The following is a 25,365-nucleotide window of genomic DNA, read 5'->3' on the forward strand; positions in this document are numbered from 1 at the left end:
TTTTTTGTCATGTACTTAAATCTCTTGCTTTAAATTATTAGCATTAAATCCTGTCAATATTGCTCCAACTGAATCTATTGTTTTGTAATCGCCCTCAAAATCTTCCCAATTGACTATCCAATTGTAACCACTAAAACCAGTTGGGTTACCGTTAACATCTGTATCAGGTTCGTGAATATTAGGGTCTGAATTAAATATAGTTGTCATTTCACATTTAGCTCCTAATTTGTCTAATGCAAAACGACCAATACCTTTAGCTCCAGATTTTACTCTACCTGAGGTTGTAAAAATATTATTTGCTTTATTGTCCGTTCCAATTGTCATCCAATGGTCACGAATAATATTTTGAGTCATTCCTTCGCCAGAGTCAATTATGTAAAGTGTGGAAAATTTAGAAATTGATAATTTAAACTTACTTTTCTGATTGTCGTCAACTTCACTTTTAATCGTATACAACTCTTCATCTTCTTGAAAATCATATATTTCTAAAATAAAAGATTCTTCAATTCCTCTATTGATAAGTTCATTATAATGCTGTTCATTAATTTCATTCGAAAAGGTAGAGTATTTATTATCAAAATAAACAACACTAACTTTGCTATCAGCATCATAGCCATTTTTAACTAATTCAATTATTGCTCCTTTTGATGTTGCAATGTTTTCTCGTCCGATTAATCTTGCAGTTCTTGCGGAGACTTTAAATGGAATTTTATTTGTGTTTAAATTCTCCATTAGTCGTTGAATAGATTTGTTAATTTAACCTCCAATACGTTAGCAATTTTCAAAAATGTTTTTATTGGTGGTTGAACATCATTTGTACACCACCTTGAAACTGTTGTTTCATTTTTTTCTAATTGTTCAGCTAACCATTTACTGCTCAGGTTTTTTTCTGCTAATACAACTTTCAACCGATTAATATTGACTTTTTCGCTCATATAGATTGCATATTGTGTAAATATATTAACATTTTATGGATTATCAATATTATTTGTGGCGTTGGCAAAAGGCAAGCTCTTTTTATTTTTTGAGGCACGAAGAAAAATGAAATGTGCTTGACTGCGCGTTGGCTTAAGCTTACAGCTAACATGTGTATATATAACATAGAGTGACGTATATACCTCCTATCTACCCCCATGCCATTTCCGTTTGTCGTTCTTCAAATATACCCGATTCCTGTAAAGCATCCAAGGTCCATTTCTTATAGTTCATATCTCAAATGTATAAATTTGAAATCTAAAATGGCACTCCCAACTAATTGGGGGCCAAATAAGCCCCAACTTTATAACTAAACGGTAAAAACCAGTGATCCTAAATTCAAACCACATGAAAAAGTACTTAACAAGTTATAGAACAAGAGGTTCAATACTACTTGGCCGCCCAAAACAGCACAACTTCCAAGTATCCTTCCCTTAACCCAACGTTTTACCCATAGACTGCAAATCAACCGGATTCGTCAACACAAAATTCAGCTCTGGCCTACCCCGCTAAGGCGGGACAGGTGCGGCGAGCCGAATTCTTAGTTATTCTCTACTGGCTTTCTGCGTTCAGATTGGTTTTGAGCGTTGGCAGAGACATACTCTTTTACAGTTTGGGTGAAGCTTGGATGGCGCGACTGTAAATGTGTATGGCTCGTAGCGTTGGCTTTTTATTTTCCGATTATTAATTCACGAATTGTTCTTAACAAATCTCTATGTTTACGTAGATTCTTTCTAATCGCAATACATTGTTCTTGATTGAACTTTTCTGGATGTTCGACCCCTTTTCTGTGAATAATTAAATATTCAACTCCGTCAATCACATCACTTTTTGCGTGTGCTAAGTCATTTCTAGTATCTAAAACATCGGCTTTATAATTCGTGTAAAAATTCTCAAATTTTTCTCCGTCTGCTCCAACTAAAGAAACCATTTTATTTACTGCCCTAGATTTTTTATCGGCATCGAAAATTCGACTTTTTATCATTTCTTGTGGTTCTAGTTCATTAAACTTCTCAGCTTTTTTCAAATTACTTTTAGCAGAATCGACTATCATTTTTGAGATATAATCTTTCAATGTTTGAGAGTTCTCGTTATCAGCTGTCAGAAAGGATAAAAGAATTTCTTCGACTGTGTTATCCAGTTCGCTTGTCTCAGACATTACTAGACCTCTAATACTGTTTAGTTCTTGTAATTTCGCAACAGTATGATTAATCAAGTTAAATGCCTTGTCTTTAAAACCTTTAAAGCTTTCATCTCCAATTAGACTAAAGAAAGAAACTCTATCTCTGTATAAATTTTTTGCAATTGTATCAAAATCAGGTTGAGCTGAGTAAAATAAGATTTCTGTAAAAACACCACCATCTCTAATCTTTTGGATTAATATATCTCCTTGTTCATCTCCTCCTTCAATATTATAATCGGATAAAATTAAGTCGTATTTGATTTCTTGAATCGATTGCTCTGCGAGGTTACCATTTTCAAAACATTCTACAGTAGGAATAAAGCCTAAAGAATCAATATATATTTCGAGTTCTGATTTAATACCCATATCGATGTAGTCTTCAATTTGGTCATCAATCCAAAGTATTTTGTAGTTTAATTTCATTTTTTGAAAGTTATTATAAACTCAACGCCGTTATCTATTTCGTTATTGACAGTTATTTTTCCATTTAATTTTTCAACAACTTCTTTTGTGTGATATAGGCCTAATCCAGAGCCGTTGGTTGTCGTAAAGCGTGGCTCAAATATTTTATCTTTTACATTGTCATCTATTCCAACACCATTGTCTTTAATATGTAACTCAATTTCTTTTTGGTTAACAACTTTCCAATTAACCTTAACTTCTGTTGCCTTAGCTTTAATAGAATTGTTTAATATATTATCTAAAATGATAATTATCTCAATAGGTCTAAATGGAAAAATAAAATCAAAATCTTTAGGTCTTTCAGCTTGAATTTTTAAGTTTTGATGATTCATCATCAAATGCTTGTACTCCTGATAAACGTTTATAACATATTCATTTATGAAAGTTATCAAGTCGGCTTTGATTTTTGTAATTGTCGTGTCGAATTGAGCCTTCGTAACAAACTTAGATAGAGTAATAACCTTTTTGTTCTCAAAAGAAATTTTGCTGATTAAACCCAACAGCTTATCCTTTGGTTCGTCTTTATTTATGGAAGTAACTAAATCATCAATATATTTAGTAATATGTTGAGCAGAGTGCCTATATATGTGATGCTGTATACTTAATAAGTCATCTTTTTCTGTTCCTCTATCAGCTTTGGCAAATAGATTTTCTGTTAATTGTTGTTCAAGTTCATTTTCGATTTTATTCTTCTCAACAACTGTAGTCGCTAATTCTTTTTCAGCAGATTTTTTAGCATCTAAAGCTGATGTTAGTGTCTTTTCTAATCTCTTTGCGTCCTTAAGTAATTTTGGACTATTGGATTCTGATGCAATTCGTTTAAAATTCTTGATTAATTTTTTAGCACTTCCTTCTTGTTGGTCAGACACCAAATTGATTATGTCAGAATTATAATCTAGGCTAAGTAAAGTTTTATCATCTGCAATGTTGGAAATTAATTTAACTAACTTTTCCTTTATTTCTTTTGTATTTAATTTTTCAAAATCATCATCATTTACGCCCCATTGAGTAACCTCTACGACATATTTTTCTAGTCTTTTTAAAGTTTCGAATATGTATTCAATCAATTGAGAATAAGATTTTGTTTTCACTAAACCTCCATCACGGCTTGTCGTTTCTCGTAAATTGCTATTGTCTCCAAATATTTCTACTTGACCGATTAAATTTCTTGTACCGATGTATCTGCTGAAACCTTGCAAAGCCCTTGCATCGATACCAAACGAATCATCTCTGGGTTCTCCAAATGGTAGTATCCTAAACCCATTTTTATAAACAAAGAGGTTTCCATAATTTACCGCTGAAACACCAATTTTCCTTTTGAAAATGTTCTTTGCTGAAAAATTCAAGAAATAAAGCTGTATGGTAATATCACTAAGAAACTTAAATTTATTTTTTTCTTCAATTTGATATAATATATTTTCTCTATCTACTAATTTTGTAGTGACTACCTCGCCATTTGAACTAATTTCTGTAATAATCTTCGTAGTTCTAATATCGAGTTCATCAAACACAAAATTCTCGATTATCCCGTTAACCGTATTCCTATAGATAAAACCTTCGCCTTTAGCTTTATTTTTAGCAATCAGTGCAAGGTCAGTATCTTTTTCATCAGGTACATTTAATGTTATTTTGAAAGGTTTTTCTTTCTTAATTTTGTTAAGGTCTGGGCGAACAAGTTTGGATAATTTATCTTTCAACTTTATAAGGCTGTCACGATTCCATTCATCCGGATTAATACCGCTGATTTCTAAAATTGTTCCACTTGCAATCTTATACTTTGTTTTTTCTAAAATCTTGTGTTCAACAGGTATTTTAATAAATTCTTTATTTTGGTCTTTCTCAAACTTTCTCCAGTCAACGAAAATATTCTCGATTTTAGATTTCGGTTCGTTTTTTATGGTAATAAGATTTAGAAAATCTCCAAGTCTGTCACACGAAAACCTACCAACTCCTTTAGCACCTGCGTAATAATTTAAATCCTTATTCTTTTTTAAAATATCTTCTGTTCCATCTCTTTTTGCTGAGTAAGCTACAAATAACCATTTATTTATGAGGTCATCGTAATCCATTCCTTTCCCATTGTCTTGGATTATTATTTTTGCGTTATCTGAATTGATATCTTCAAATGTTATCAAAACTTCTGAAGCTCTGGCATCGAAAGAGTTTTTAACCAATTCAAAAACAGCCACAAAATTATCCGTAATTAATTCGCTACCAATGAGATTTTTTAAACCTGAACTAATTCTAAAATATTCTTTACTCATAAATTCGCGAATGTATTTAAAACTCTACCACATTGTTCTCCAAACAATGGTGGTATAGCATTTCCAATTTGTGAGTATCTAGGAACTTCTTGCGTTCTTCTTTTTCCTCCCGTAGTGTATTTACCTTTAAACTCATACCAGTCATTAAAAGACTGAATTCTAGCATATTCTCTAACTGTGAAAATTCTAGGCTCGCAATAGTGAATATAGTCATCAGGTAAAGTTGTGATAGTTGGTGTTGGTGTGTGTCCTGCCAAAGGAATTAGAGTTCTTTTTTTAAGATTAAACTTTTCTTTAATATCTGGTGATAAAGTTTTGTTTTTATCCGCATTTTCTAAAATATATTCAAATTTTTTAACCGTTGACTTTTTATGTTTTGCAAAACGATGACTGTCAGGAATTTTATTTGAACAATTAACACGTAGAAATTTTTGGTAATCTGAGTTCGCCTTATTATAAGTGCCAGCTTTAAAAGATTTTGTATCTGGGGATATAACTTCATTGGTTCTAAGTAAGTCTGAAATAGCATCTTCCAATGAATTATTGAGGCCGATTCCTTTATTAATTAAAAATTGTTCTCTCTCATTCCTGAGAATTTCGAAAAATGATTTTGGATTATTTTGTTCTGAAATGTCCTTTCTAATACCAACCAAAATAAACCTTGTTCTTTTTTGTGGAATACCAAAATCCGAGAAATCTACTAACTTACCTTCAACTTTATAACCTAAATAATTTCCATTTTTAGCAGAATAGCGCAATGCGCTTTTCACGTATTCAGAATAGACTTTTCCTTTTTGTTTGTTTTTATCAAATTTTTGAGTGAAACCTTTGACATTTTCAAAGAATATTATTTTAGGTTGAACTAATCGTATAAATTTAATGTAGGATTTTATAAGATTATTTCTTTCATCATTTTCTATTCGTTTTCCAGCAGTTGAAAATCCTTGACAAGGTGGTCCACCTACAACTAAATCTATTTCTCCTTTTAGTGAGGATAATTCTTTTTTGTATTTACTAATGATATCGTTTATGTCGTGGTTTTTCTTTTCAAGCCATTTAGGCCATTCGAAATGATTCTTCTCAATAATTAAATTATGATTGAGTGTTTTAAAAGCATCCTCGTTTTTTTCAATTGCAAATTTTCCTTTCCAGGTACCAGAATTATATAAGCCTAGTGAAAGTCCACCACAGCCTGCAAAAAGGTCAATGTATTTATTCTTACTGCTCATTTAGATATTGCTTTATTTGGATGTAAAAGTTCTCTTATGTCAATATCTAAGGCATCAGCTATTTCATAAAGGCTACTTAATGATGGTTGTCTAGAATTGGTACACCATTGAGAAATTGTGGACTCGTCCTTTCCCAATTTTTTAGCTAACCATTTGTTTTTTCGCCTTCGTTCTGCTAATGCAACTTTTATTCGATTCATTTGTGCTCTGACCAAATTTAATTGTGTTTTACGCAAATATATTAACTTATACAAATAAAACATACTTAATTTGGAATCTTTCCGAGCGCAAAGGCAAAAACAGCTCTTTTATTTTTTCAGCATTGGCTGTAGCGTTAGGGAAAAATGAATGTGCTGTTTCGAGCGTTGGCTTAAGCTTGTAGAGAACATGTGTATATATAACATATGACACGAGGAGTTACGTATATATCACCTATGTACACCATGCTATTTTGGTTTATCTTTCTCAAATGTACCTGATTCATACAAAGAATCCAAGGTCCATTTCTTATCCATCATTATGCCCTTAAACGGCAGACCAACCGGATGCGTCAACACAGTATGCAGCTATGGCCTACCCCGCTAAGGCGGGACAGGTGCGGCGAGCCGAATCTTAGTTATTAGGCATTCGTTATTCTATTGGAAATCCTTCTGCTTTTAATTCTTCTATTTCTTGCGGGCTAAACCTTTCTAAAATTAGTTCCATTTTGTCGGAGTACTTTTTCCTTTTTAGTACCCAAGTATATAAATCGCCCATTTCTCTATCATTAGTTGACCATTTGCCTCTAGGATTATCTTTAGAATCGTATCTGAATTCTTTCCAATCGTCAACTCGATCCTTAATTTTTGAAGGAATATCCCAATACCTTTCTTCGTCAAATTTGAGCTCCCAAACTTGATTTAAATGCTCGATTGTGCCAACGCTCAAATCATCTTTTTTAGGTGCGATAACACTATTAAACCAATTCTGATAATTCACTTTCAAAGGATCTTCATCTGAGATTAGTTGCCTTATGAATCGTTTTGTTGATGCTTCAGGAGTCCTTTTTCTAAGATTATAATCAAATCCAATCTCTTTAATTTCAGCACTTATTTCAAGTTTTTTGCCTTCCTTGTTCCTTTGAGCAGTGCCAGTGAGCCAAGTCCCAAGTGCTTTTCCTTTGTATTTATATCTATGGTTAGCTCTTACGTCTTCTTCATTATCTAATGCGTCTTGCAGTAATTCGAGCCATTCTTGGTCAATGTTGCTTATGTTGACGTTTTGGATTTCCTCGATAATCTCATCAGAAACTTCGGTGTCTAAGTATTTATTTGACTTAAAAATGAGCCTGTCAATTGTATAAAACCAGACCTTTTGTTTACTCTTGTCTTTGAACTCAAATAATAGTTCGTGTCTTGGTGTATCGCTCGTTTGACCATCACCATCTTGCTGCCACCAATCAACTTTAACATCATTCGTGACGAATATTATTGGTTTGTTCTTGTCTTTTGCGTAATCAATAATTTGAAACCATAGCAGCAAGTCACCGTACTTTTGAAAACCTATTTTTTTCTTTTCATCTTCGTATCCTGGTGGTATTTCGTTTTCATATCTAAATCGCCCTTCTTTAATAATCTCCAACATTTTTTCATATGAGTAAGGCTTTCCGTGTTCAAAATATTTATCTAATCGTTCTCTAAAATTATCAGATAACGATTTCTCATCTAATTCTTTAATTTTCTCTTCTATCTGATTTTGTGTGTCATTGAGAAGATTGTCATAGCCTTCATTCAATATTTCAATATTGGACTCAAACGTTTTCAGGATATCTTTAAATTCTCCAATATTTTTTTGACCAATGTGAGGGTGTTTGTCATCTTTTATGGTTCTTTCTGCAAGAGTTTTTATTTGACCTTGTATTGATTTTGTGTTTTTCCTAATTAGGTCAATGCCGTTTTGAATTGATTCTAAATATCCTCCGTCCGTTGTTCCGTTACTCTTAGAAAGATTTAGATACGCTCCTTTTGGCTTGGTAATGACTTTTTCTCTATTTTTTTCAAATTCATAAATAACCTGTGCAGGTAACCAAAGTCGCCCTTTCAGCGTTTCAAAAACCTTATTAAAATATTCTTCCGAGATTCTTTCGGTATATCCGTAGAAACTCAATAGAGCTGAAGAGTCAAAGACAATGTGACCTTTTTCAAAAAGCTCTTTTTCTTCTTCTTCCGTTAATCTAAATATTGAGTCTTCCATTATTTTTTAATGATGCCTAACAATTGTATAATGAACATTATGTTCATTATACTGCCAATTTAAGATATATCAAACATATGTTCAATGTATCCTTTATATTTTCTTAAAAATCAAACGGATATTTTGTTTTCCTGACAATGGTTTTTGTCTTATAAAGTATAGTACACTATTAAGTCAAAATACTAAAATCTCACCTTCCCTATATTCTTTTAATCACCCTTTATTTACACAAAACGGTTCAATCTTCACCACTTCACTTCTTATAACCTTAGAACCACTCTTGTTCATGGTCTGTTTTACAGTTATTATTATCTTATCATGTTTTGGGGTAACAAACTTCATTAAGTCTGAAATTTTCTCAAATCCAAATGCTTTTGCTAATAATGCAATATGCCGTGTGGAGTATTTGTGACGTTGAGTGTAGGATTCAACATTTCCAACAAAAGATTTTGCCAATCCCATTTTCATACTTAAATCTTCTTTAGTTAACCCTTTTATTTCTCTTAGTCCTTTTACGTGATTTATAAGATCAAAATCGAATTGAGTAACTTGAAATTTCAATATTTTTTCCATTCATAGTAAAATATTATATCCAACATGTTGGATAAATGAATATTATTGTTATATTTGTAATAGCGATTTGATAATATCCCTTAAAACGGGAATTAAACGATGATTTCTCGTTCCGTAAAGTCCTATTTAGCAGACGAGAGTATCGTGAAATCGCTCCATGTCAAAAAGTTTTATACTTTTGTATTGGCATGTGAGTGGTTTTCACGTATGCTTTCAATTGCATACAATAATTTCATTATTGTAGGGTATTAGGACACCCACGGATTGAAAGTGTGAGACCGCTCCTTGCTTTTTATGCAAGAAATTTTCATACTTCCGAAACATCGTTCCATAATTTCAATTGTGAGAACGATTTTTTGTTTTTAGCCAGTAGTCTTTACTACTTTCTTAAAAAGAAAAATGGCTTCAAAAAATCATACTTACAAGGGATGCTGTAACATTAGGGTGTGACACCTAAATATCACAACATCCAAAACCGCCCTAGGTTCCCTATTTTTTTGGAAGAAACCCAGTTTGGTGCTTATTTTAAAACGCGACAGCTTAAAAGTAGTATCAATCTTAACGTTTTCCAAATGTTTTGAGGTTTTACCTAAAATATAGGACAGAAAGGGCTTTTACAAAACAATACTAACATTTTAAAACCAACTCATTTGCCTATGCTTACACCTCATAACTGATACTATACAAATGGAGCTTGCTATAAATACCTCGCTATGGCCAACTGCAATCCTCCATCCCTAAGAAATGGCGGCACTACAACAAATAGTGCAACATGGCGAGCAATTGGATTTAGTCTTTTGGGAAAGGGCTGCCGGTTGATGGAGATCTGGTTAATGCCGGCGGCCCCGCTTCCCTTATCACTTAATATAGATGCCTATGACATAAAATTTACAAAAAAATAAAGTGGTCAATCTATAAATTGACCAAAAAAAAGACCCGCTCCCAGTTTTCGACGACGTCGGAGCAGGCCAAAAGTTAACATAAATGTATCACTTTAACCATTACAAAACTATGACAAAAAATCATAACTTGTGTAGGCGGCGGCGTATATATGCCTGCTGTCTCTTCTTCCTAAGCCTTTCACTGACCCTTTCTGCCCAAGACCTGCTGGTCTCCGGCCAGGTTACCGATGGGCAATTGCCCATCTCTGGCGCCAATGTTATTATAAAAAACACCAACATGGGTGTAGTCTCTGATTTTGACGGGCGCTACACCATTACTGCCAAACCAACGGACAGCCTTCAAATTTCCTATTTGGGCTATACCACCCTTACCATCCCCATCCACAACCGCAGTACCATCAATATCATCATGTATGAAGACGCTACTGCCCTGGGCGAGGTACAGATCAATGCCGGCTATTACACCACTACGGATCGTGAGAAAACGGGGAGTATTGCGCGGATTACTGCTAAGGATATTGAGGGGCTACCTATTGTGAGTCCGCTAGAAGCTTTGCAAGGGAGAATGGCTGGCGTGGAAGTTGAGCAAAGCAGTGGAATTGCAGGATTAGCCCCTAGCATACGCATACGTGGAACCAACAGCTTGCGGAATGATGGTAATTATCCACTCTTTATCGTCAATGGAGTCCCTCTTAACTCTGAACCTTTAAATAGTGTCGGTCAATTAACTAGCTTATCAGGATTGGACCCACTGAGCACAATAGACCCTAACAATATTGAGAGCATAGAAGTCCTGAAAGATGCTGATGCCACCGCTATTTATGGTTCTAGAGGAGCCAATGGAGTAGTCTTGATTACAACTAAAAAAAGGAGGTCAATGGATAAAAAGACCTCCTTGTCAATAAATATACTTTCCGGGGTCTCTGAAGTTGCCAATAAGGTGAAGTTGCTAAATACGCCACAATACATTTCCATGAGAAAAAAGGCTTTTGAAAATGATGGGGCAACCCCAACTCAAGCTACTGCACCAGATTTGATGTTATGGGACCAAAACCAGTATACAGATTGGCAAGAGGTGTTATTTGGAGGAACGGCTTTAATGAAAAATATCAATATTGGCTTGTCCGGTGGTAATGAATATACATCTTACCTTATAGGAGGCTCTTATCATAATCAAGGTTCTGTATTCCCAGATAATTTCAACTACAATAAGCTCACGGCTAACTTTAATCTTAACCACCGGTCTAAAGATGATAAATTTCTACTTGATCTTTCTGTAAATTATGGAGTGGACGACAATTCTTTATTTTTTGGAAACAACTTTGTGAATAGTGCACTTACTACCCCTCCCAATGCCCCAGCTATTTACAAAGAAGACGGTAGTTTGAATTGGGACAATTGGGTTGGAAACAATCCTTTAGCCGTTTTGGAACAGCCACAGGATATTAAAACGGATAACCTTCTAGCCAACATGGGCCTATCTTATAAAATCCTAAAAGGCCTTAATTTAAAAGCTAATTTAGGATACTCTAAATTAAATAGTGAAGAGCAAATTAGGTTTTTCAAAGAAGCTAATCGTCCAAGTAGATGGGATTACATAAAACTAAATGCCATACAAAGCCAAACCTATAGGCAATCATGGATTGCAGAACCCCAAATAACCTATGATATGGTTGAGGGGAAGGTTGAAATCAACACTCTGGTTGGCGCAACTTTTCAGGATAACAAAAATAGTTATTTTGCTGTAGAAGGGAGTGGATATGCAGATAAGAGTTTAATGGGAAATCTTGGTGCGGCAGATGACGTACGAGTCTTAACTGACGATAATATACATTACAGATATTCCGCTTTATTTGGACGTTTTGGATTGAATATCGACAAAAAGTATTTTCTCAACATCACGGGCAGAAGGGACGGATCCTCTCGTTTTGGACCAGATAAGCGGTTCTCAAATTTTTGGGCTTTGGGAGGTGCTTGGATATTCTCGAAAGAAAAAGTTATTCGGGAGCATATTTCCTTTCTAAGCTTTGGAAAGCTAAGGGGGAGTTACGGAACCACGGGAAGTGACCAGATTGGTGATTATGGTTATTTAGATGCTTATGAAACTACAGATGGTCCTGGAGGCCTATACCCTACACAATTATTCAATCCAGATTATTCTTGGGAAATCAACAAAAAACTTGAAACCGCCATACAACTTGGCTTTTTAAAAGACCGGATCAATCTGGAAGTAAGCTGGTATAAAAACAGCTCCTCCAATCAATTGGTAGGTTATCCGCTTCCTGCAATTACTGGGTTTACATCGGTCCAGGCCAATTTGCCTGCCTTGGTACAAAATACGGGATGGGAAGTACAGCTCTCTTCTATCAATTTCACAAATAGAGATTTTTCTTGGCAGACTACTTTAAATATGACTTTTCCGGATAATAAACTTGTAGCGTTTGATAATATCGACCAAACCTCATATACCAACAGATACAAGGTTGGGTACCCATTAAATATCCGTAAGCTTTATCAATATGACGGAATTGACCCAGAAACAGGTTTCTATCGAGTTGTAGATATTAATGAAGATGGTAGGTATAATAATGATGACCGTGTGGTGATAAAGAACATGGGCAGACAGTACTATGGAGGGGTAAGCAACCATTTTCAATATAAGGGTCTTTCATTACAGTTTCTGTTCGAATACATTAAACAGAATAATCTGGGCTATATTTTTAGCGCAACTCCTCCAGGATTTTTGGGAAACAAACCTGTGGAATTCCTATATGCATGGAAAAACCCCGGGGACAGTGAGCATATCCAGAAAGTATCCCAATCGTTTTCTGCCTTAGTGTCTTCAAGCAATGCTTCAAACAGTTCTATATCAATAGAAGACGCCTCATTTTTAAGACTTAAGAACATTTCTCTGTCATATCAGTTACCTCAAGATATTCTGGAAAAACTGAAGCTAACTTCAGCAAAGGTATTCGTAAGCGCACAAAACTTACTTACCATCACTAAGTATGGAGGCTTAGACCCTCAAGGAGGAAGTAGGGCCGTCCCGCCTTTAAGGACCATAACATGCGGAATTCAAGTAAATCTATAAAATCTAAAAACATGAAATATAAATACATTATACTAATTAGTCTGTATCTACTCCACACCTCTTGTGAAGACTTTGTCTCCGTAGAAGTTCCTGACTATAAGATTATTAGCGAAACGGTATTCAGCAATGACATTACAGCAAACAGTGCTGTAGTAGGTATTTATAATGAATTATTCAAAGCTGATTTTTCCAATGGTAATTTTCGTTCAGTTACTATGCTTGCTGGATTATCTGGAGATAACTTAAGGACAACAGCATTGAACTATGCAATGATTGAGTTTGGGGAAAATGAAATTTTGAATACCAACTCCTACAATTTAGACCTCTGGTCTAGTGCATATAAAATTATTTATATGTGTAATGCCGTACTTGATGGGCTCCAAATGTCTGAAGGGGTCACAACAAAAATGAAAGATAAGCTAATGGCCGAGGCACGGTTTGTTCGTGCGTTCGTGTATTTCTACCTCGTTAATTTATATGGGGATGTCCCATTAATACAAACTACAGATTATCGGGTAAATGCCCTGGCATCTAGAAATACCACGCCAGAAGTTTACGAACTTATCATTGACGATTTGAAAAGTGCGGTAGCTGTTTTGGATATTAACTTTGATAACGGCGAGCGTTTACGGGCCAATAAATTCACGGCCATGGCTCTATTGGCCCGGACATACCTCTTTGTGGAAGATTGGGAGAATGCGGAAACATTTAGTAATCAGGTCATCGACAGTTCTGATAACTATACTCTATTAGAAAATCTGAATGAAGTTTTCCTTGTGAACAGCAAAGAGAGTATTTGGCAGCTCTCTCCAGCTGGAAGGGGCGCTTTGAGCTTTATAACCAACGAGGCACGAATATTTATTTTAACCAGCCCACCCCCGAATTCACAACAACCGGTAGCACTATCATCTGAAATTATTGAGAGCTATGATAACGAAGACTTGAGATTAAAACACTGGATTGGGAAATTTGATACCGAAAACCAAGCGTTTTATTATCCATTCAAATATAAAAATAACAGTCAAGGAATAATAACTGAATATAATATGGTTATGCGACTTGCGGAACAATATCTTATTCGTGCCGAGGCTCGCGCGCAGCTGGGAAAATTAACAGAATCCATAGTAGACTTGGATAAAATACGGAAACGGGCCAATCTTCAATTGATTTCAGATAGTGCTCCCGATATTGGAAAGGAAGCTTTATTAGATTCAATAAGTAAGGAACGAAATCGGGAGTTGTTTTCAGAATGGGGACACCGATGGTTAGATCTTAAACGGACAGGAATAGCTACAGAAGTTTTAAGTAATAAAAAATCTTCTTGGCAGGACACAGACCTCTTATACCCTATACCAGAAGATGAGATCAATAAAAATCCAAATCTGACACAAAATAATGGGTATTAAAATTTACATCACTACTATGAAGAATCTAAACTTAAAATATAGTCTTTTAATAATTTTCGTACACAGCTTCTTATGGGGCTCAACTCCCATATATTCCTCGACTTTTACGGGTAGGGTCAGTTTAGACCCTGAAATTCGTCATGGAGTATTATCTAACGGGCTTACGTATTACATTAAAGATGCAGAAGATGGCTCATCCAAAATTGATATGCGATTAGTGGTAAAGGCGGGATCAGCTCTTTTAGATCCAGATCAGTATGAGTTACAGCATGTTTTGGAGCATGTAGCTTTTAAGGCAGGTAAACATATGACTATGGGAAAAGCTAATAGTTTGGGGTTGAAATTGGGTGAAATTAACGGAAACACCTCTTTCAATTTCGTGCAATATTATATAAAATCAACGTACACTCAGGAAAAAAGGGATATTGCATTTCAATTATTTCAAGATATCATATGGGATTTAGAAATAAAAGAAGAATATGTTGATAGTGAACGATCGGTAATCAATAATGAATTGGCACATAGGGGACGTTTTAGGGCAAGTGCCGTTATAAATGGATTGGAAAGCGGTATGATAGGAAGAAGTCCAGAGACTCCTAAAGATATAGTAGGATATATAAATTCATTTTCGATTGATCCACTTAAGCGCTATTATAAGGATTGGTACCGTCCAGATTTAATGGCCATCGTAGTTGTTGGGGATATGGACGATGTGGATGAGATGGAAAAAGAAATAAAACTGAAATTCTCCAGAGATAAACCAATTAAAAATCCACGTTCAGCTATCATAGATTATAGTAATTACAGAAACCTTCCTCCACAATTTATTAGCCTTGAGCATCCTTACTTGATTGAAAATTCCAAAAGCAGAACCGTTTATTTGCGACTTAATCTGAGACAGAAGACGACGTTGAATGAAGATGGGCTGGAAATCTTAAAAAATGAGCAACAAAGGAAACTTTTAATTGAGATGTTAGGAGATAGGCTTATTGAAAACCAAGATGCCTATAATACTAATTTTAATGTAATTTCTAGATTTATACACCCCCCGGAATTAGGGTTGCAATTAAATTTCACTATCGAGGGAGGCTCTGAGAAGATGGTATTAATGAAAACGATGCAAACTTTAAGACAATTGCGCACTACTGGTTTTACGAAAGAAGAATTTAAAGAAGGTAAGAAAAAGCTGATTGGTTATTTATCTAAAACGGACACTACCAAAATACCCTATTGGGCAGATAACATTCTTAGTCATTTTGTATATGATATAATATTACCTCCCCATAGAATGACACTTTTAGAAGAAATAGTAACCAATTTAACTTTTGAAGAATTTAACCGTTTTATAGCGACCTATTTAAAAACAGATCCTGATGATATTGATATTATAGTATTGGCTCCTCCCAGACATCGTATGTTATCCTATTCTGAGAAAACATTCAGGAATTGGATATCAGAAGCTAATGAGCTTTCTGTAGCTCCTTACAGCAAACTTAAAACACCTAAGGAGTTAATAAAACCTTCAACTTTAGCTAACTTACAGGAAAGTGCTATTCAAAAAATATCGCTTCCTTTACCTGGGACAAAAGAATATTTATTCGGGAATGGAGTAAGAGTTGTCCTAAAAACCTTGGATACTATTTTTAATCAAAATACTAAACAACAAAATTCAATAAGATTTCATGGTTTTACCTCCGCTGGAGTAAGATGTTACCCTCAAGAGGATTACTTTTCCGCTCTAAATTCTGCAGAAATCGTGAGAAATTCAGGGGTCGGAGGCTTAAACAAGTTTGAATTAAAAAAATACTTGGATAGTAAAGATTTTAAAGGGTCGATTTCACCTTATATTGAGTATGATGAAGCAGGAATAAGGGGGTCAGTTTCTTTAGAAGATTTGGAAACGGCCTTACAGCTAGTGTACTTATATTTTACAAGCCCCAATAGCGATAGCCTAGCATTTGAAGACTGGAAGCTTAAAGCTACTTCATCCTTGGTATTAAAAAGCATTAATAAGGATGATTTTAGAACAAGGATTAGAACCATATTGGGAGACTATACTTATTTGCCCAAGGGAACCAAAGCATTAGAAGGTGTAACGAAAACCGATATGGATCGAGCATTCACAATATTTAATAAAATTTTTGGCAATGCAGGAGATTTCACTTTCATTTTCACTGGCAACTTTCCTGAAAACAAGGTTTTGGCCCTAAGCCAGAAGTATTTAGGAAACTTACCTATTAAAATAGATGAAATGTCATGTAACCATTTAACAACAAAACGAGTAACATTACCAAAACCTCTTAAAACATCCATGCCGTCAACGGGTTACATGCAAGAAGCAAAGGTGCAACTGGGATATATTTCAGCGCTCAATACCGAAGATTTAAATTGGAAAAAAGAAGCAAAATTAAAATTACTACAGTTTTTGATGAACTTTTCAATAATGCAAGAGATGCGATTTAATTCTGAAGAAGGGGGAAGCTATAACATCTCAGTATGGTTGAACCTTCAAAAATCCCGTGTGTTCAACGAGGTTATTGTTGATTTTAGTTGCAGCAAAGAGGATGCAGACCGGCTAATTAAAGTAGTGAAACAATTCGTGGAATCCTTTAATAACAACACTATTGATGCGGAGCTGTTAGACGAATATAAAAATACAGCGATACGTTTCTTGGAATTGGAAAAGAACGAAAAAAATGCTATCTCCGAAAAGTTATATGATTATTATAAATTAGGGAGGCCATGGCATAGCATAGAAGAAGAGCAGGAATATATAAAATCCCTTTTAGGGGAAGATTTAAGAAATATGGCACGAAGATTATTAAATGTAAGCCCTTTCCAATTTAAGATGCTATCTGCCAAAGCAGTACAATAATGGCATTCTAAAGTCAATGTAATTATTATTGGATAAGATAAGTAAAATAATTTAGGGAGTGTACTTGAGTACACTCCCATTTAAAAGATTAAATCATTCTGGATCTGGAACTGGACCATTTAATAAAATAGATTGTCCATCTCCTTCTGCCGGGTCACCGAGATTTTTTGAATTATAAACCCTATATTCTGATTGTGGATCTCCGGAAAATATTACGGTACATTCATCGTTTTGCGGAGCACATTCAACATCTATTGCAGCCCAACCATTGGGAGCTTCTACTAAGATGAATTTTTCAGTGTAATAGTCTTTTTCTGCACTTGTTCCCACAAATGCAAAAGACATTCCAATGGCCAATAAAAAGGCCAGCATCGGTAAAATCATTTTCAATTTTTTCATGATATATATAATTTAAATTAATACAAATGGCCTACTCTCTTATTCAGGTTTTCGGTCTTACCCCTGCTTTTGTAGCGCAACAAAATTTCTTTATTCATTTTTCTTATTTTATCTAAATGTTATTTTTCAATGGGTTTTGAGATTGCAATATTTAGTATAGTCAACAGAAGCAATACCAAGATGAACATCAAGTGCTGCTCCCATGACAAAAGAGATATAATACCTCCACAAGAACAAGGCACAGTATTGGTGAAAAAAAGTAGGGTCACCGTGTATCCTGTAAATAAGAGCATAAGCACTAATGCTCCATAGAGTCCTATCAGTCGAGTCCTTCGCCAAGCAATTAAAAAGGAAGTAACAATTTCACCAACCGGAATAACTATTGCCACAATTGTCGCTATAGTCTCACCACCAAAAATTGGGGAATTCCTGATATTATTATAAAACATTTTCCCCTCCAAAAATTTAGTCACCCCTGCATATGCAAACAGTAATATTAGTATCAAGCTTATGATCTCTGTTAATACCCGTTTATGTTTAACCCTCAATGTCATGCTAATTAAATTCATGTAATATTCAATACCATAAAGATAGAGCGTCCAAATTATCCGTTAGGGATAAAAGCTGCTCTGTAAGGGATTACTTAATATTTTGTAAAATTATTGTTGGGAAAGTTTTCTTAAATCACTTGGGGTATAACCATACCGTACCCTAAACTCACGGGTGAAGAGGGAAGCATTCTTAAAACCATTCTGATATGCGATTCGTTTAAAAGGTTCCTGGGTGTTCCTTACAAAAAGATGAGAATTCTTAAGTCGTTCATTTTTTAAAAATTGAAATACTGTCATACCAAAGGTCGCTTTAAACCCTCTCTTTAATTTAAACTCATTAATTCCAAAATTAAGCGCCAGTTCCCTTAGGGATGAAATTTCTTTTTCTGGATGATGACGAATATAGGTGCCAATGGCCCTTATGATCTTAATATCCTCTAACCTAAACTTCCCTTCCTTTCTCCGTTCATTTTTTGTGGCAGGCTGATGGATTTTCTGTAAAATATTTTGTTTTAGTTTATTTTCAAGCCTTGTTTTATTATTTGTTACATTGGAGGTGATAATCATTAAACGCGCTGAACTATGAGAATCTTCTGGAAAAATTATAACCTTGCAATATTCAGAATGTTTTAGTCCTTTACTATTTTTAAAATCTAGCTTTAATTCTGTTTCACCAGCCTTACCATTTGATAAATGAACCACTTGTTCATTCCAGACTTTTAAGGAGTCTTCATGTATAATATTAGTAAATGGACTATGAATAAGCTCGTCTTCCTTAAGTCTCAAAAACCTTTGCACATCTTGGTTCATATACACAACCAAATAATCTTCGTCCAATAAAAAGACCATATGCACCAATTGCATATAGGATTCTTGTAAGCTTACATACCCCAAGTGTAAGAAGGAACTCTGTAATTCCTCGGCAACTATATTGATGAGTGCCGTCAATGCTTCTAATTCATCCTTCTTATCGGTACGTTCTATGCGATAACTGAAATTTCCGAGGGCTATCTCAATTAGTAATTGAAAAACTTTATGGAGCCTCTCCATATCTCCTATATGTTCCATAATACAGGTTTTTATGAATAACAACTATATTCAGAAAAGAATTTTCGTTTCTTTTAAGAGGAGGAGTACTTATTTAAAAATTCCAATCCCTCTCCTTCATTGTCCACTATTTTTGTAGGCACCGAAGGTACACTGCCCAACATATACATCTCCGCTAATAAACGGGACAAAGGGGTGTTCCTGATTAAAGCAACGGCTATGGCAAGTTGTGACCCTTCCGTGGCCAGATACCACCTAGCATCTTTGTCCATACTTTTTATCCCTCTGGTATTGCACAAAATTGGATATGATTTACCTGCTTGAAGTTTCAATCGGTCATCCACTATTTTAATAGCTTCTTCCAAATTTACGATTACATTTTCCTTATACTCAAAGTATAAGATACCATTCCTTAGACGATAGCTTGCATAATCATTTTCTAAACTATTTAACACAACTTCTATTAATTATTGATAAAATAACGGATAATATAGCATATTTCAACAGAAAAAGAGCAACAATATCGTTAAACCGGTACAGAACTATTCTGGAAGGTATTAATTCTATTCTGTAAGGGATTATTTTCATGTTTATGGGGGTGTATGTTTTTTATTGTACAGTTTTGGTGTAGTTTAAAGGAGAACTTGAAAGAGTGACTTCTATTACTTTAAATTAGGTCTTAAAATTTTACAAAAGTTCATTATGGCTAAAATTAAGCACAACAATTTTTTGGACACTGTAAACGATGTATTTACAGATGCAATAGATGAAGGCGTCCTCCATTTATACGCGGAGGGAGAAAGCTTTTCAGGACGCACCATTGGCCTTAACAATAGAGACCTATTCCATTTTGGGACTACAGGCTATTTAGGACTGGAACAGGATTCTAGATTGAAAGAGGCGGCAATAAGTGCCATCCAACGGTACGGCACGCAATTTCCACTGTCCAAATCCTATATTTCCAATCCGCTATATAGGCAGTTGGAGGAGAAAGTTACCGAGATGTACCAAAATCCCGTAGTCATTACAAAGAACAGCACCTTAGGCCATATGGGTGTCATCCCAAGCGCTGTTGACGATCGTGATGCCATCATATTGGACCATCAAGTGCATTGGAGCGTCCAAAGTGCGGCAAAAATATTAAAGACACGAAGTGTTCCCGTTGCTATGGTCAGGCACAATGATCTGAACATGCTGGAAGACAAAATAAAGTATTATGCCAATAGCAAACAAAGGATCTGGTATATGGCGGATGGCATCTATTCCATGTATGGCGATTTTGCACCTATCAAGGATCTCACCTATCTCGCACAAAAATATCCCCAGCTCTTTCTTTATTTCGATGATGTGCACGGCATGAGCTGGATCGGAAAAAATGGGACGGGCTATGTGATGAGCGAAATCAATGAGCTTACTGAAAATATGTTGCTGTTCGGAACCCTGAGCAAAACCTTTGGAGCTAGCGGATCGGTATTGGTCTGTTGCAACAAAAAAATGTACCACAAGATCAAAACCTTTGGTGGACCGTTAACCTTTTCGGCCCAATTGGAACCTGCTTCCGTGGCAGCTGCTACAGCCTCAGCTGAGATTCATTTAAACCCTGAAATCTATAGCCTCCAAAACGATTTAAAACAGAGAATTCAATATTTTAACGCGTTGGTGCAACAGACCAATTTACCGCTCATAGATAAAAATAATTCGCCAGTTTTCTTTATCGGTACGGGGATGCCAAAAACTGGCTACAACTTTGTCAATCGCTTAATGAAGGAAGGTTTTTACGTGAATTTAGGTCTGTTTCCCGCAGTGCCCGTAAAAAATACAGGGGTAAGAATAACCATATCCAGACATAACCAGCATCAGGAAATTAAAGCCTTGGTTGATGCCATGGTCTACCATCTGCCAAAAGCGATAGAAGATACGCACACCAATATGAGCCGTGTGTATCAGGCATTCAATTTAGAGACCAAGATAAAACCTGTTAATAGGTCTGAAGATAATTTAACGGTACAATTGGAGAATTCCATTACAAAAATTGACAAAGAGACCTGGAACAGGTTAGTAGGTACATCTGGAGTCCAAGATTGGGACGGCCTTTTATTTCTCGAAAACACATTTTCCGACAATCCGCTAAGAGAAAACAACTGGAACTTTTGGTATTTGATCATTACTGACCAGCAAAAAACGCCAGTGTTGGCCGCTGCAATATCCGCATCATTATGGAAGGATGATATGCTCGCCAATAGTACCGCCTCAGAGATTATAGAGGCCGAAAGAAAATTAGATCCGTACCACATGACCTCCAATGTACTAAGTTTGGGCTGTCTGTTTACAGAAGGAAACCATCTTTATGTGGATGATGCACATCCCTTAAGGACCGAAGCCCTCAATAGGTTTATGCTAACCTTAGAACATCTGGAACAGAGTTCGAATTCCAAAATGGTTGTCCTCCGAGATTTTAAAGAGAACGATAAATTGCACAGCTATTTCCAAGGGCAGGGCTTTGTCAGGGTCCAAATGCCAAATTCCTGTAAAATCGATTTAGGGCATAACGCTTCTATTGAGCAGTATACGGCGACACTTTCCTCAAGAAGTAAAAAACACCTCAGAAAGGATATTTTGGCCTATGAGCCTTCTTTGGACATCTCGTTCCTAAAAAAACTGGATACGAACCAACTAAAACAGGTGAAAAAATTGTACGATAACGTACGCAAGAATAATTTGGGCTTGAATACATTTTCCTATCCTGTTGAGCTATTTGAAAATATGTCCGAAAATCCGAACTGGGAATTCATAATCATTAGAGAACCTGAAAATCGGACGAAAATTATCGGGGTCATGTTCTGCTATAAAAATAATGGCAGCCAAACCTACGTGCCTTCCTTGGTAGGAATTGACTATGACAATCTTGAGACCTACCAGACCTATCGCCAATTGCTGTATCAAACCCTAAAAAGAGCTATTCAATTGAAATTTCAATACATTGATCTGGGCATGACGGCCTCTTTTGAAAAAAGAAAACTCGGAGCCGTTGTGGAAGAAAAATATGCATACATCCAAACTTCTGACAATTATACCCTCGAACTTATGGGATTATTGGAATCCCGATAGTAATAAAAGATATTGCTATACATAGACATGAGGTACCAAAAATTTATATCAGAATTTGAATCGAATCTTGAATCTTTGGAATTTGAGACTGATGATATTTTATATAAAGCAGAGCATCGTATCGCAAAAACAGAAATATGCATCAAGCGCCTTAGAAATGAGGTCATTGAAAAAGGGTTTGACTCAAAAAATGAAGAGATCAGCTTTTTTAAGCATGTTAAGCCACAAATTTTCAGCAGGCTCATCTACTACGTGCGACTCTTCAATATAGAGAGCAAACGTCCACGGAGTAGTACTAAATTTCAAATAAAGTATTTAAATAACCACATTGATAAGCTACAGGTTTTCTTTAATGACAACTTAGAATTTTATCATTATTATCGCAGAGGTGCGACAACCTTGGATGAACAATACTTTGTCCGTGGAAAATCAGACCTACGCCTCCCAACTGAATCCTACCATTTTTTTATAGACGAACAGTTTTCTACCTGTCAGGACACCACCGTGGCCACCATAATTGCCTACGACATGTTGATTGTTTACCTACAACAGGAAATAGAAAAGCTACAGACCAATACTGATACTTATAACAATCCTATGAAGCAGTCATCCTCAAAACTTTTTTGGACAGGAAGCAAAACAGAATTAATTGAACTGATCTACGCCCTGCATAGCAGCGGCGCTATCAACAGTGGCACTGCTGACATTAAAGAGCTGGCCTCCATGTTTGAGCAGTTGTTCAACATTGAACTTGGTAACTATTACCATACATTTATTGAAATCAGGGCGCGGAAATCCAGTAAAACTAAATTCATTAACAAATTAACGGACTCCCTAATTAGAAGGTTTGAAAATTTAGACGAATAATCCATAGGTAAGCCCAACTTGGGAATCCTAAACCCCTCAAACCTTCCATTTACTTTAAGATCATTTGGCGTCAAAAACCTTCTCTTTCCTCACCTTCCAATACCAAAACGACTCAAATTTTATTTTGAAAAAACCACCCCACCTTGGGACTGACTATTGATGATTCATCAACAATACATTTCAAATTTGTAGAACGAAAGTCAAATCAAGTCAGGGGCTATCAAAATGATTGACAGCAATGCGATAGTCCCTTTCTACAAAACCATGTTATTATGCCAACAAGTATTATTACCACCGACGATCTTCGGGAATTCAAAATGGAACTGCTCGATGACATTAAAAACCTTTTAACAAAACAGTCTAAAGGGAAATTGAAAAGATACCTCAAATCATCTGAGGTCATGGACTTGCTTCAGGTCAGTCCGGGCACATTACAAAATCTTCGTATCAATGGCACCTTACCTTACACCAAAGTTGGAGGAATCATTTATTATGATGCCGAAGAAATCCAAGAAATTTTGACTGCAAATCGTGTGCAGCACAACCTAAATTACTAAGCCATGAATTACATTAAACTACTCAATGCGGCCTATGAAAAATTTCTTTTGGATGACCGTCTAAATCCTCCACACATCAGTCTGTATATGGCACTGTTCCAAGAATGGAACAGTAGCCGGTTTGCAATTCAATTCTATGTGAATCGAACGGATTTGATGACGGCCTCCAAAATCCGTTCAAAATCAAGCTACCATAGGTGTGTGACCGACCTAAACTCATGGAATTATCTTTCATATTTTCCTTCCAAAAGTCCTTATAAGGGAAGCAAAATAAAGATGTCCATTCTTTGCACAGATGATGAGGCTAATATGGGATGTGACAGTCCCATATTAGAACATGTGGCGGAACTCTACAGTCCCAAAAATAAACCGACTCTGGAACTCTACAGTCCCATATCAGGGGAGTACAGTCCCATATTGGAACAGGTTGCGGAACTCTACAGTCCCAATTATGAACCTATCATGGGACACTACAGTCCCACCACAGGACTTAAAATGGGATCTACTATAAACAATACCAAACAAGTAAACATTATAAAACAACCAAAGGGCTGGCAGGCCGTTATTAATTTTTTTTTAGAAAAAAGTTTTACTGCTGATGAAGGAAAAAAATTCTTCGAGCACTATGAAAATCGGAATTGGAAAACCAGCGATGGGAAAACCATTAGAGATTGGCGTGCCTTGGCTGCAAATTGGATGGACAGAGCGGAGCTGTATTCCCAAGAAAACACTTCAAACAAAAATCAACTGTCCCATCCCGATGGATATCGGGACAAGGACAACTTGCGGACCACTAAAACCAAAGATTATGGACAACCCCTCTAAAATCATAGAAGATGACGTGGAATATTCACTCGGCGATTTTGATGGTACAAGTGTTCTTTACGACTTTGACAAAATTCTAATTTATTTAAATGCAAAAGGAAAGCTCCTCTTTGGTAATCACTTCAGAATTTATGATGAGGACAAAGAAATCATCCGTAAACTCTGCCATTATTTTATCAAGGATCTCGAGAATTGCAAAAAGGATGACATCGATCCTGAGAAAGGCATCCTTCTCTCCGGACCTGTAGGGTGTGGAAAGACTGCTCTGATGACATTACTTCGGCATATTGAGCCTACGCCACGACCATACGAGATCATCGCATGCAGGAATATCGTCTTCAGCTTTAACCATCTCGGTTTTAAGACCATCGAGGATTATGGAAACACAAAATCGTTCTGCTTTGATGATCTTGGAATAGAATCTCCCGGAAGATTTTATGGAAAGGATCTCAATGTAATGGGTGAACTTCTTTTATCCCGATATGATCTTTATCTGCAATCAAAACGTAGAATAAAAACGCATGCCACCACTAATTTTAGTGCTGATGAGATGGAAGAGTTCTATGGAAATCGTGTTCGCAGCCGGATGCGGGAACTGTTTAACTTGATTGCTTTTGACACAAAAGCTGGGGATAAGAGGAAATAAGTTTGATTAATGAACAACCTCGACCCAAGGGTACGAGGTATCAAGTAGAAGTTCCTTTTTTATTTCGATGCAGAGCGTCGGGGAATAAAACCCAAGGATCCCGCTAAAAAGCGGGATTAGTTCAACTAACAATTTTTAATTCATTGCTTCGCAACTTTTAAAAATTGAGTTTC

At 35.8% G+C, this 25,365-nt stretch carries 20 protein-coding genes; 8 read left to right on the forward strand and 12 right to left on the reverse strand.

The genetic code is table 11. The annotated features are described in order from the left end of the window. Window positions 1-15: 15 nt before the first annotated feature. The 8 genes from JEM65_RS07545 to JEM65_RS07580 form a co-directional block, all read right to left on the reverse strand. Window positions 16-732, reverse strand: a complete 717-nt coding sequence (locus JEM65_RS07545) for an ATP-binding protein (protein ID WP_199598336.1) — start codon at window positions 730-732, stop codon at window positions 16-18. Further along, entirely contained in the window at window positions 732-935 is a 204-nt protein-coding gene (locus JEM65_RS07550) for a helix-turn-helix transcriptional regulator (protein ID WP_199598337.1), read from the reverse strand. The genes JEM65_RS07545 and JEM65_RS07550 overlap by 1 nt, the downstream gene beginning before the upstream one ends. Window positions 936-1,645: 710 nt before the next feature. Continuing rightward, the gene (locus JEM65_RS07555; RefSeq protein ID WP_199598338.1) at window positions 1,646-2,581 is read right to left on the reverse strand and encodes a response regulator; all 936 of its coding nucleotides are present in this window, start codon (window positions 2,579-2,581) and stop codon (window positions 1,646-1,648) included. Continuing rightward, complete coding sequence (locus JEM65_RS07560) at window positions 2,578-4,884, reverse strand: ATP-binding protein (protein ID WP_199598339.1); 2,307 nt, start codon at window positions 4,882-4,884, stop codon at window positions 2,578-2,580. The genes JEM65_RS07555 and JEM65_RS07560 overlap by 4 nt, the downstream gene beginning before the upstream one ends. Continuing rightward, entirely contained in the window at window positions 4,881-6,113 is a 1,233-nt protein-coding gene (locus JEM65_RS07565) for a DNA cytosine methyltransferase (RefSeq protein ID WP_199598340.1), read from the reverse strand. Before JEM65_RS07565 ends, JEM65_RS07560 begins: the two co-directional genes overlap by 4 nt. Then, complete coding sequence (locus JEM65_RS07570) at window positions 6,110-6,376, reverse strand: helix-turn-helix transcriptional regulator (protein WP_306465082.1); 267 nt, start codon at window positions 6,374-6,376, stop codon at window positions 6,110-6,112. Before JEM65_RS07570 ends, JEM65_RS07565 begins: the two co-directional genes overlap by 4 nt. A 367-nt stretch (window positions 6,377-6,743) precedes the next feature. Then, window positions 6,744-8,345: a PIN-like domain-containing protein gene (locus JEM65_RS07575; protein WP_199598341.1), complete on the reverse strand. Its 1,602-nt coding sequence runs from the start codon at window positions 8,343-8,345 to the stop codon at window positions 6,744-6,746. A 213-nt stretch (window positions 8,346-8,558) separates the two neighbouring features. After that, entirely contained in the window at window positions 8,559-8,918 is a 360-nt protein-coding gene (locus tag JEM65_RS07580; RefSeq protein ID WP_199598342.1) for a helix-turn-helix domain-containing protein, read from the reverse strand. A gap of 1,011 nt (window positions 8,919-9,929) precedes the next feature. Between JEM65_RS07580 and JEM65_RS07585 the strand changes: the two genes are divergently transcribed. From JEM65_RS07585 to JEM65_RS07595, 3 genes are read left to right on the forward strand one after another with little or no spacing between them, the layout of a single operon-like run. Then, on the forward strand, window positions 9,930-12,911 hold the full coding sequence (locus tag JEM65_RS07585) for a SusC/RagA family TonB-linked outer membrane protein (RefSeq protein WP_233530569.1): 2,982 nt from the start codon (window positions 9,930-9,932) through the stop codon (window positions 12,909-12,911). Window positions 12,912-12,922: 11 nt separating this feature from the next. Continuing rightward, on the forward strand, window positions 12,923-14,317 hold the full coding sequence (locus tag JEM65_RS07590) for a RagB/SusD family nutrient uptake outer membrane protein (protein WP_233530570.1): 1,395 nt from the start codon (window positions 12,923-12,925) through the stop codon (window positions 14,315-14,317). A gap of 16 nt (window positions 14,318-14,333) precedes the next feature. After that, complete coding sequence (locus JEM65_RS07595) at window positions 14,334-17,192, forward strand: M16 family metallopeptidase (RefSeq protein WP_199598345.1); 2,859 nt, start codon at window positions 14,334-14,336, stop codon at window positions 17,190-17,192. A 93-nt stretch (window positions 17,193-17,285) separates the two neighbouring features. Here JEM65_RS07595 and JEM65_RS07600 read toward each other — a convergent pair whose 3' ends face one another. The 4 genes from JEM65_RS07600 to JEM65_RS07610 form a co-directional block, all read right to left on the reverse strand. Continuing rightward, a complete protein-coding gene (locus JEM65_RS07600; protein WP_199598346.1) occupies window positions 17,286-17,591 on the reverse strand; it encodes a DUF6520 family protein in 306 nt (101 codons plus the stop codon). Window positions 17,592-17,710: 119 nt separating this feature from the next. Further along, window positions 17,711-18,160, reverse strand: coding sequence for a MauE/DoxX family redox-associated membrane protein (locus tag JEM65_RS23070; RefSeq protein ID WP_368856059.1), 450 nt, complete (start codon window positions 18,158-18,160; stop codon window positions 17,711-17,713). A gap of 90 nt (window positions 18,161-18,250) precedes the next feature. Continuing rightward, complete coding sequence (locus tag JEM65_RS07605) at window positions 18,251-19,210, reverse strand: helix-turn-helix domain-containing protein (protein WP_199598347.1); 960 nt, start codon at window positions 19,208-19,210, stop codon at window positions 18,251-18,253. A gap of 53 nt (window positions 19,211-19,263) precedes the next feature. Further along, entirely contained in the window at window positions 19,264-19,644 is a 381-nt protein-coding gene (locus JEM65_RS07610) for a DUF7793 family protein (protein ID WP_199598348.1), read from the reverse strand. Window positions 19,645-19,891: 247 nt separating this feature from the next. Between JEM65_RS07610 and JEM65_RS07615 the strand changes: the two genes are divergently transcribed. From JEM65_RS07615 to JEM65_RS07635, 5 genes are all read left to right on the forward strand, one after another. Continuing rightward, window positions 19,892-22,297, forward strand: a complete 2,406-nt coding sequence (locus JEM65_RS07615; RefSeq protein ID WP_199598349.1) for an aminotransferase class I/II-fold pyridoxal phosphate-dependent enzyme — start codon at window positions 19,892-19,894, stop codon at window positions 22,295-22,297. Between the two features lie 27 nt (window positions 22,298-22,324). Then, complete coding sequence (locus JEM65_RS07620) at window positions 22,325-23,164, forward strand: RteC domain-containing protein (RefSeq protein ID WP_199598350.1); 840 nt, start codon at window positions 22,325-22,327, stop codon at window positions 23,162-23,164. 272 nt (window positions 23,165-23,436) lie between these two features. After that, window positions 23,437-23,721: a helix-turn-helix domain-containing protein gene (locus JEM65_RS07625; RefSeq protein WP_199598351.1), complete on the forward strand. Its 285-nt coding sequence runs from the start codon at window positions 23,437-23,439 to the stop codon at window positions 23,719-23,721. 3 nt (window positions 23,722-23,724) lie between these two features. Then, window positions 23,725-24,546 carry a hypothetical protein gene (locus JEM65_RS07630; protein ID WP_199598352.1) on the forward strand — a complete coding sequence of 274 codons (822 nt, stop codon included), beginning with the start codon at window positions 23,725-23,727 and terminating at the stop codon, window positions 24,544-24,546. After that, window positions 24,530-25,192 carry an ATPase gene (locus JEM65_RS07635; protein WP_199598353.1) on the forward strand — a complete coding sequence of 221 codons (663 nt, stop codon included), beginning with the start codon at window positions 24,530-24,532 and terminating at the stop codon, window positions 25,190-25,192. The genes JEM65_RS07630 and JEM65_RS07635 overlap by 17 nt, the downstream gene beginning before the upstream one ends. Window positions 25,193-25,365 lie beyond the last annotated feature (173 nt).

Source organism: Gelidibacter salicanalis (assembly GCF_016469035.1).
Classification (GTDB): Bacteria; Bacteroidota; Bacteroidia; order Flavobacteriales; family Flavobacteriaceae; genus Gelidibacter; species Gelidibacter salicanalis_A.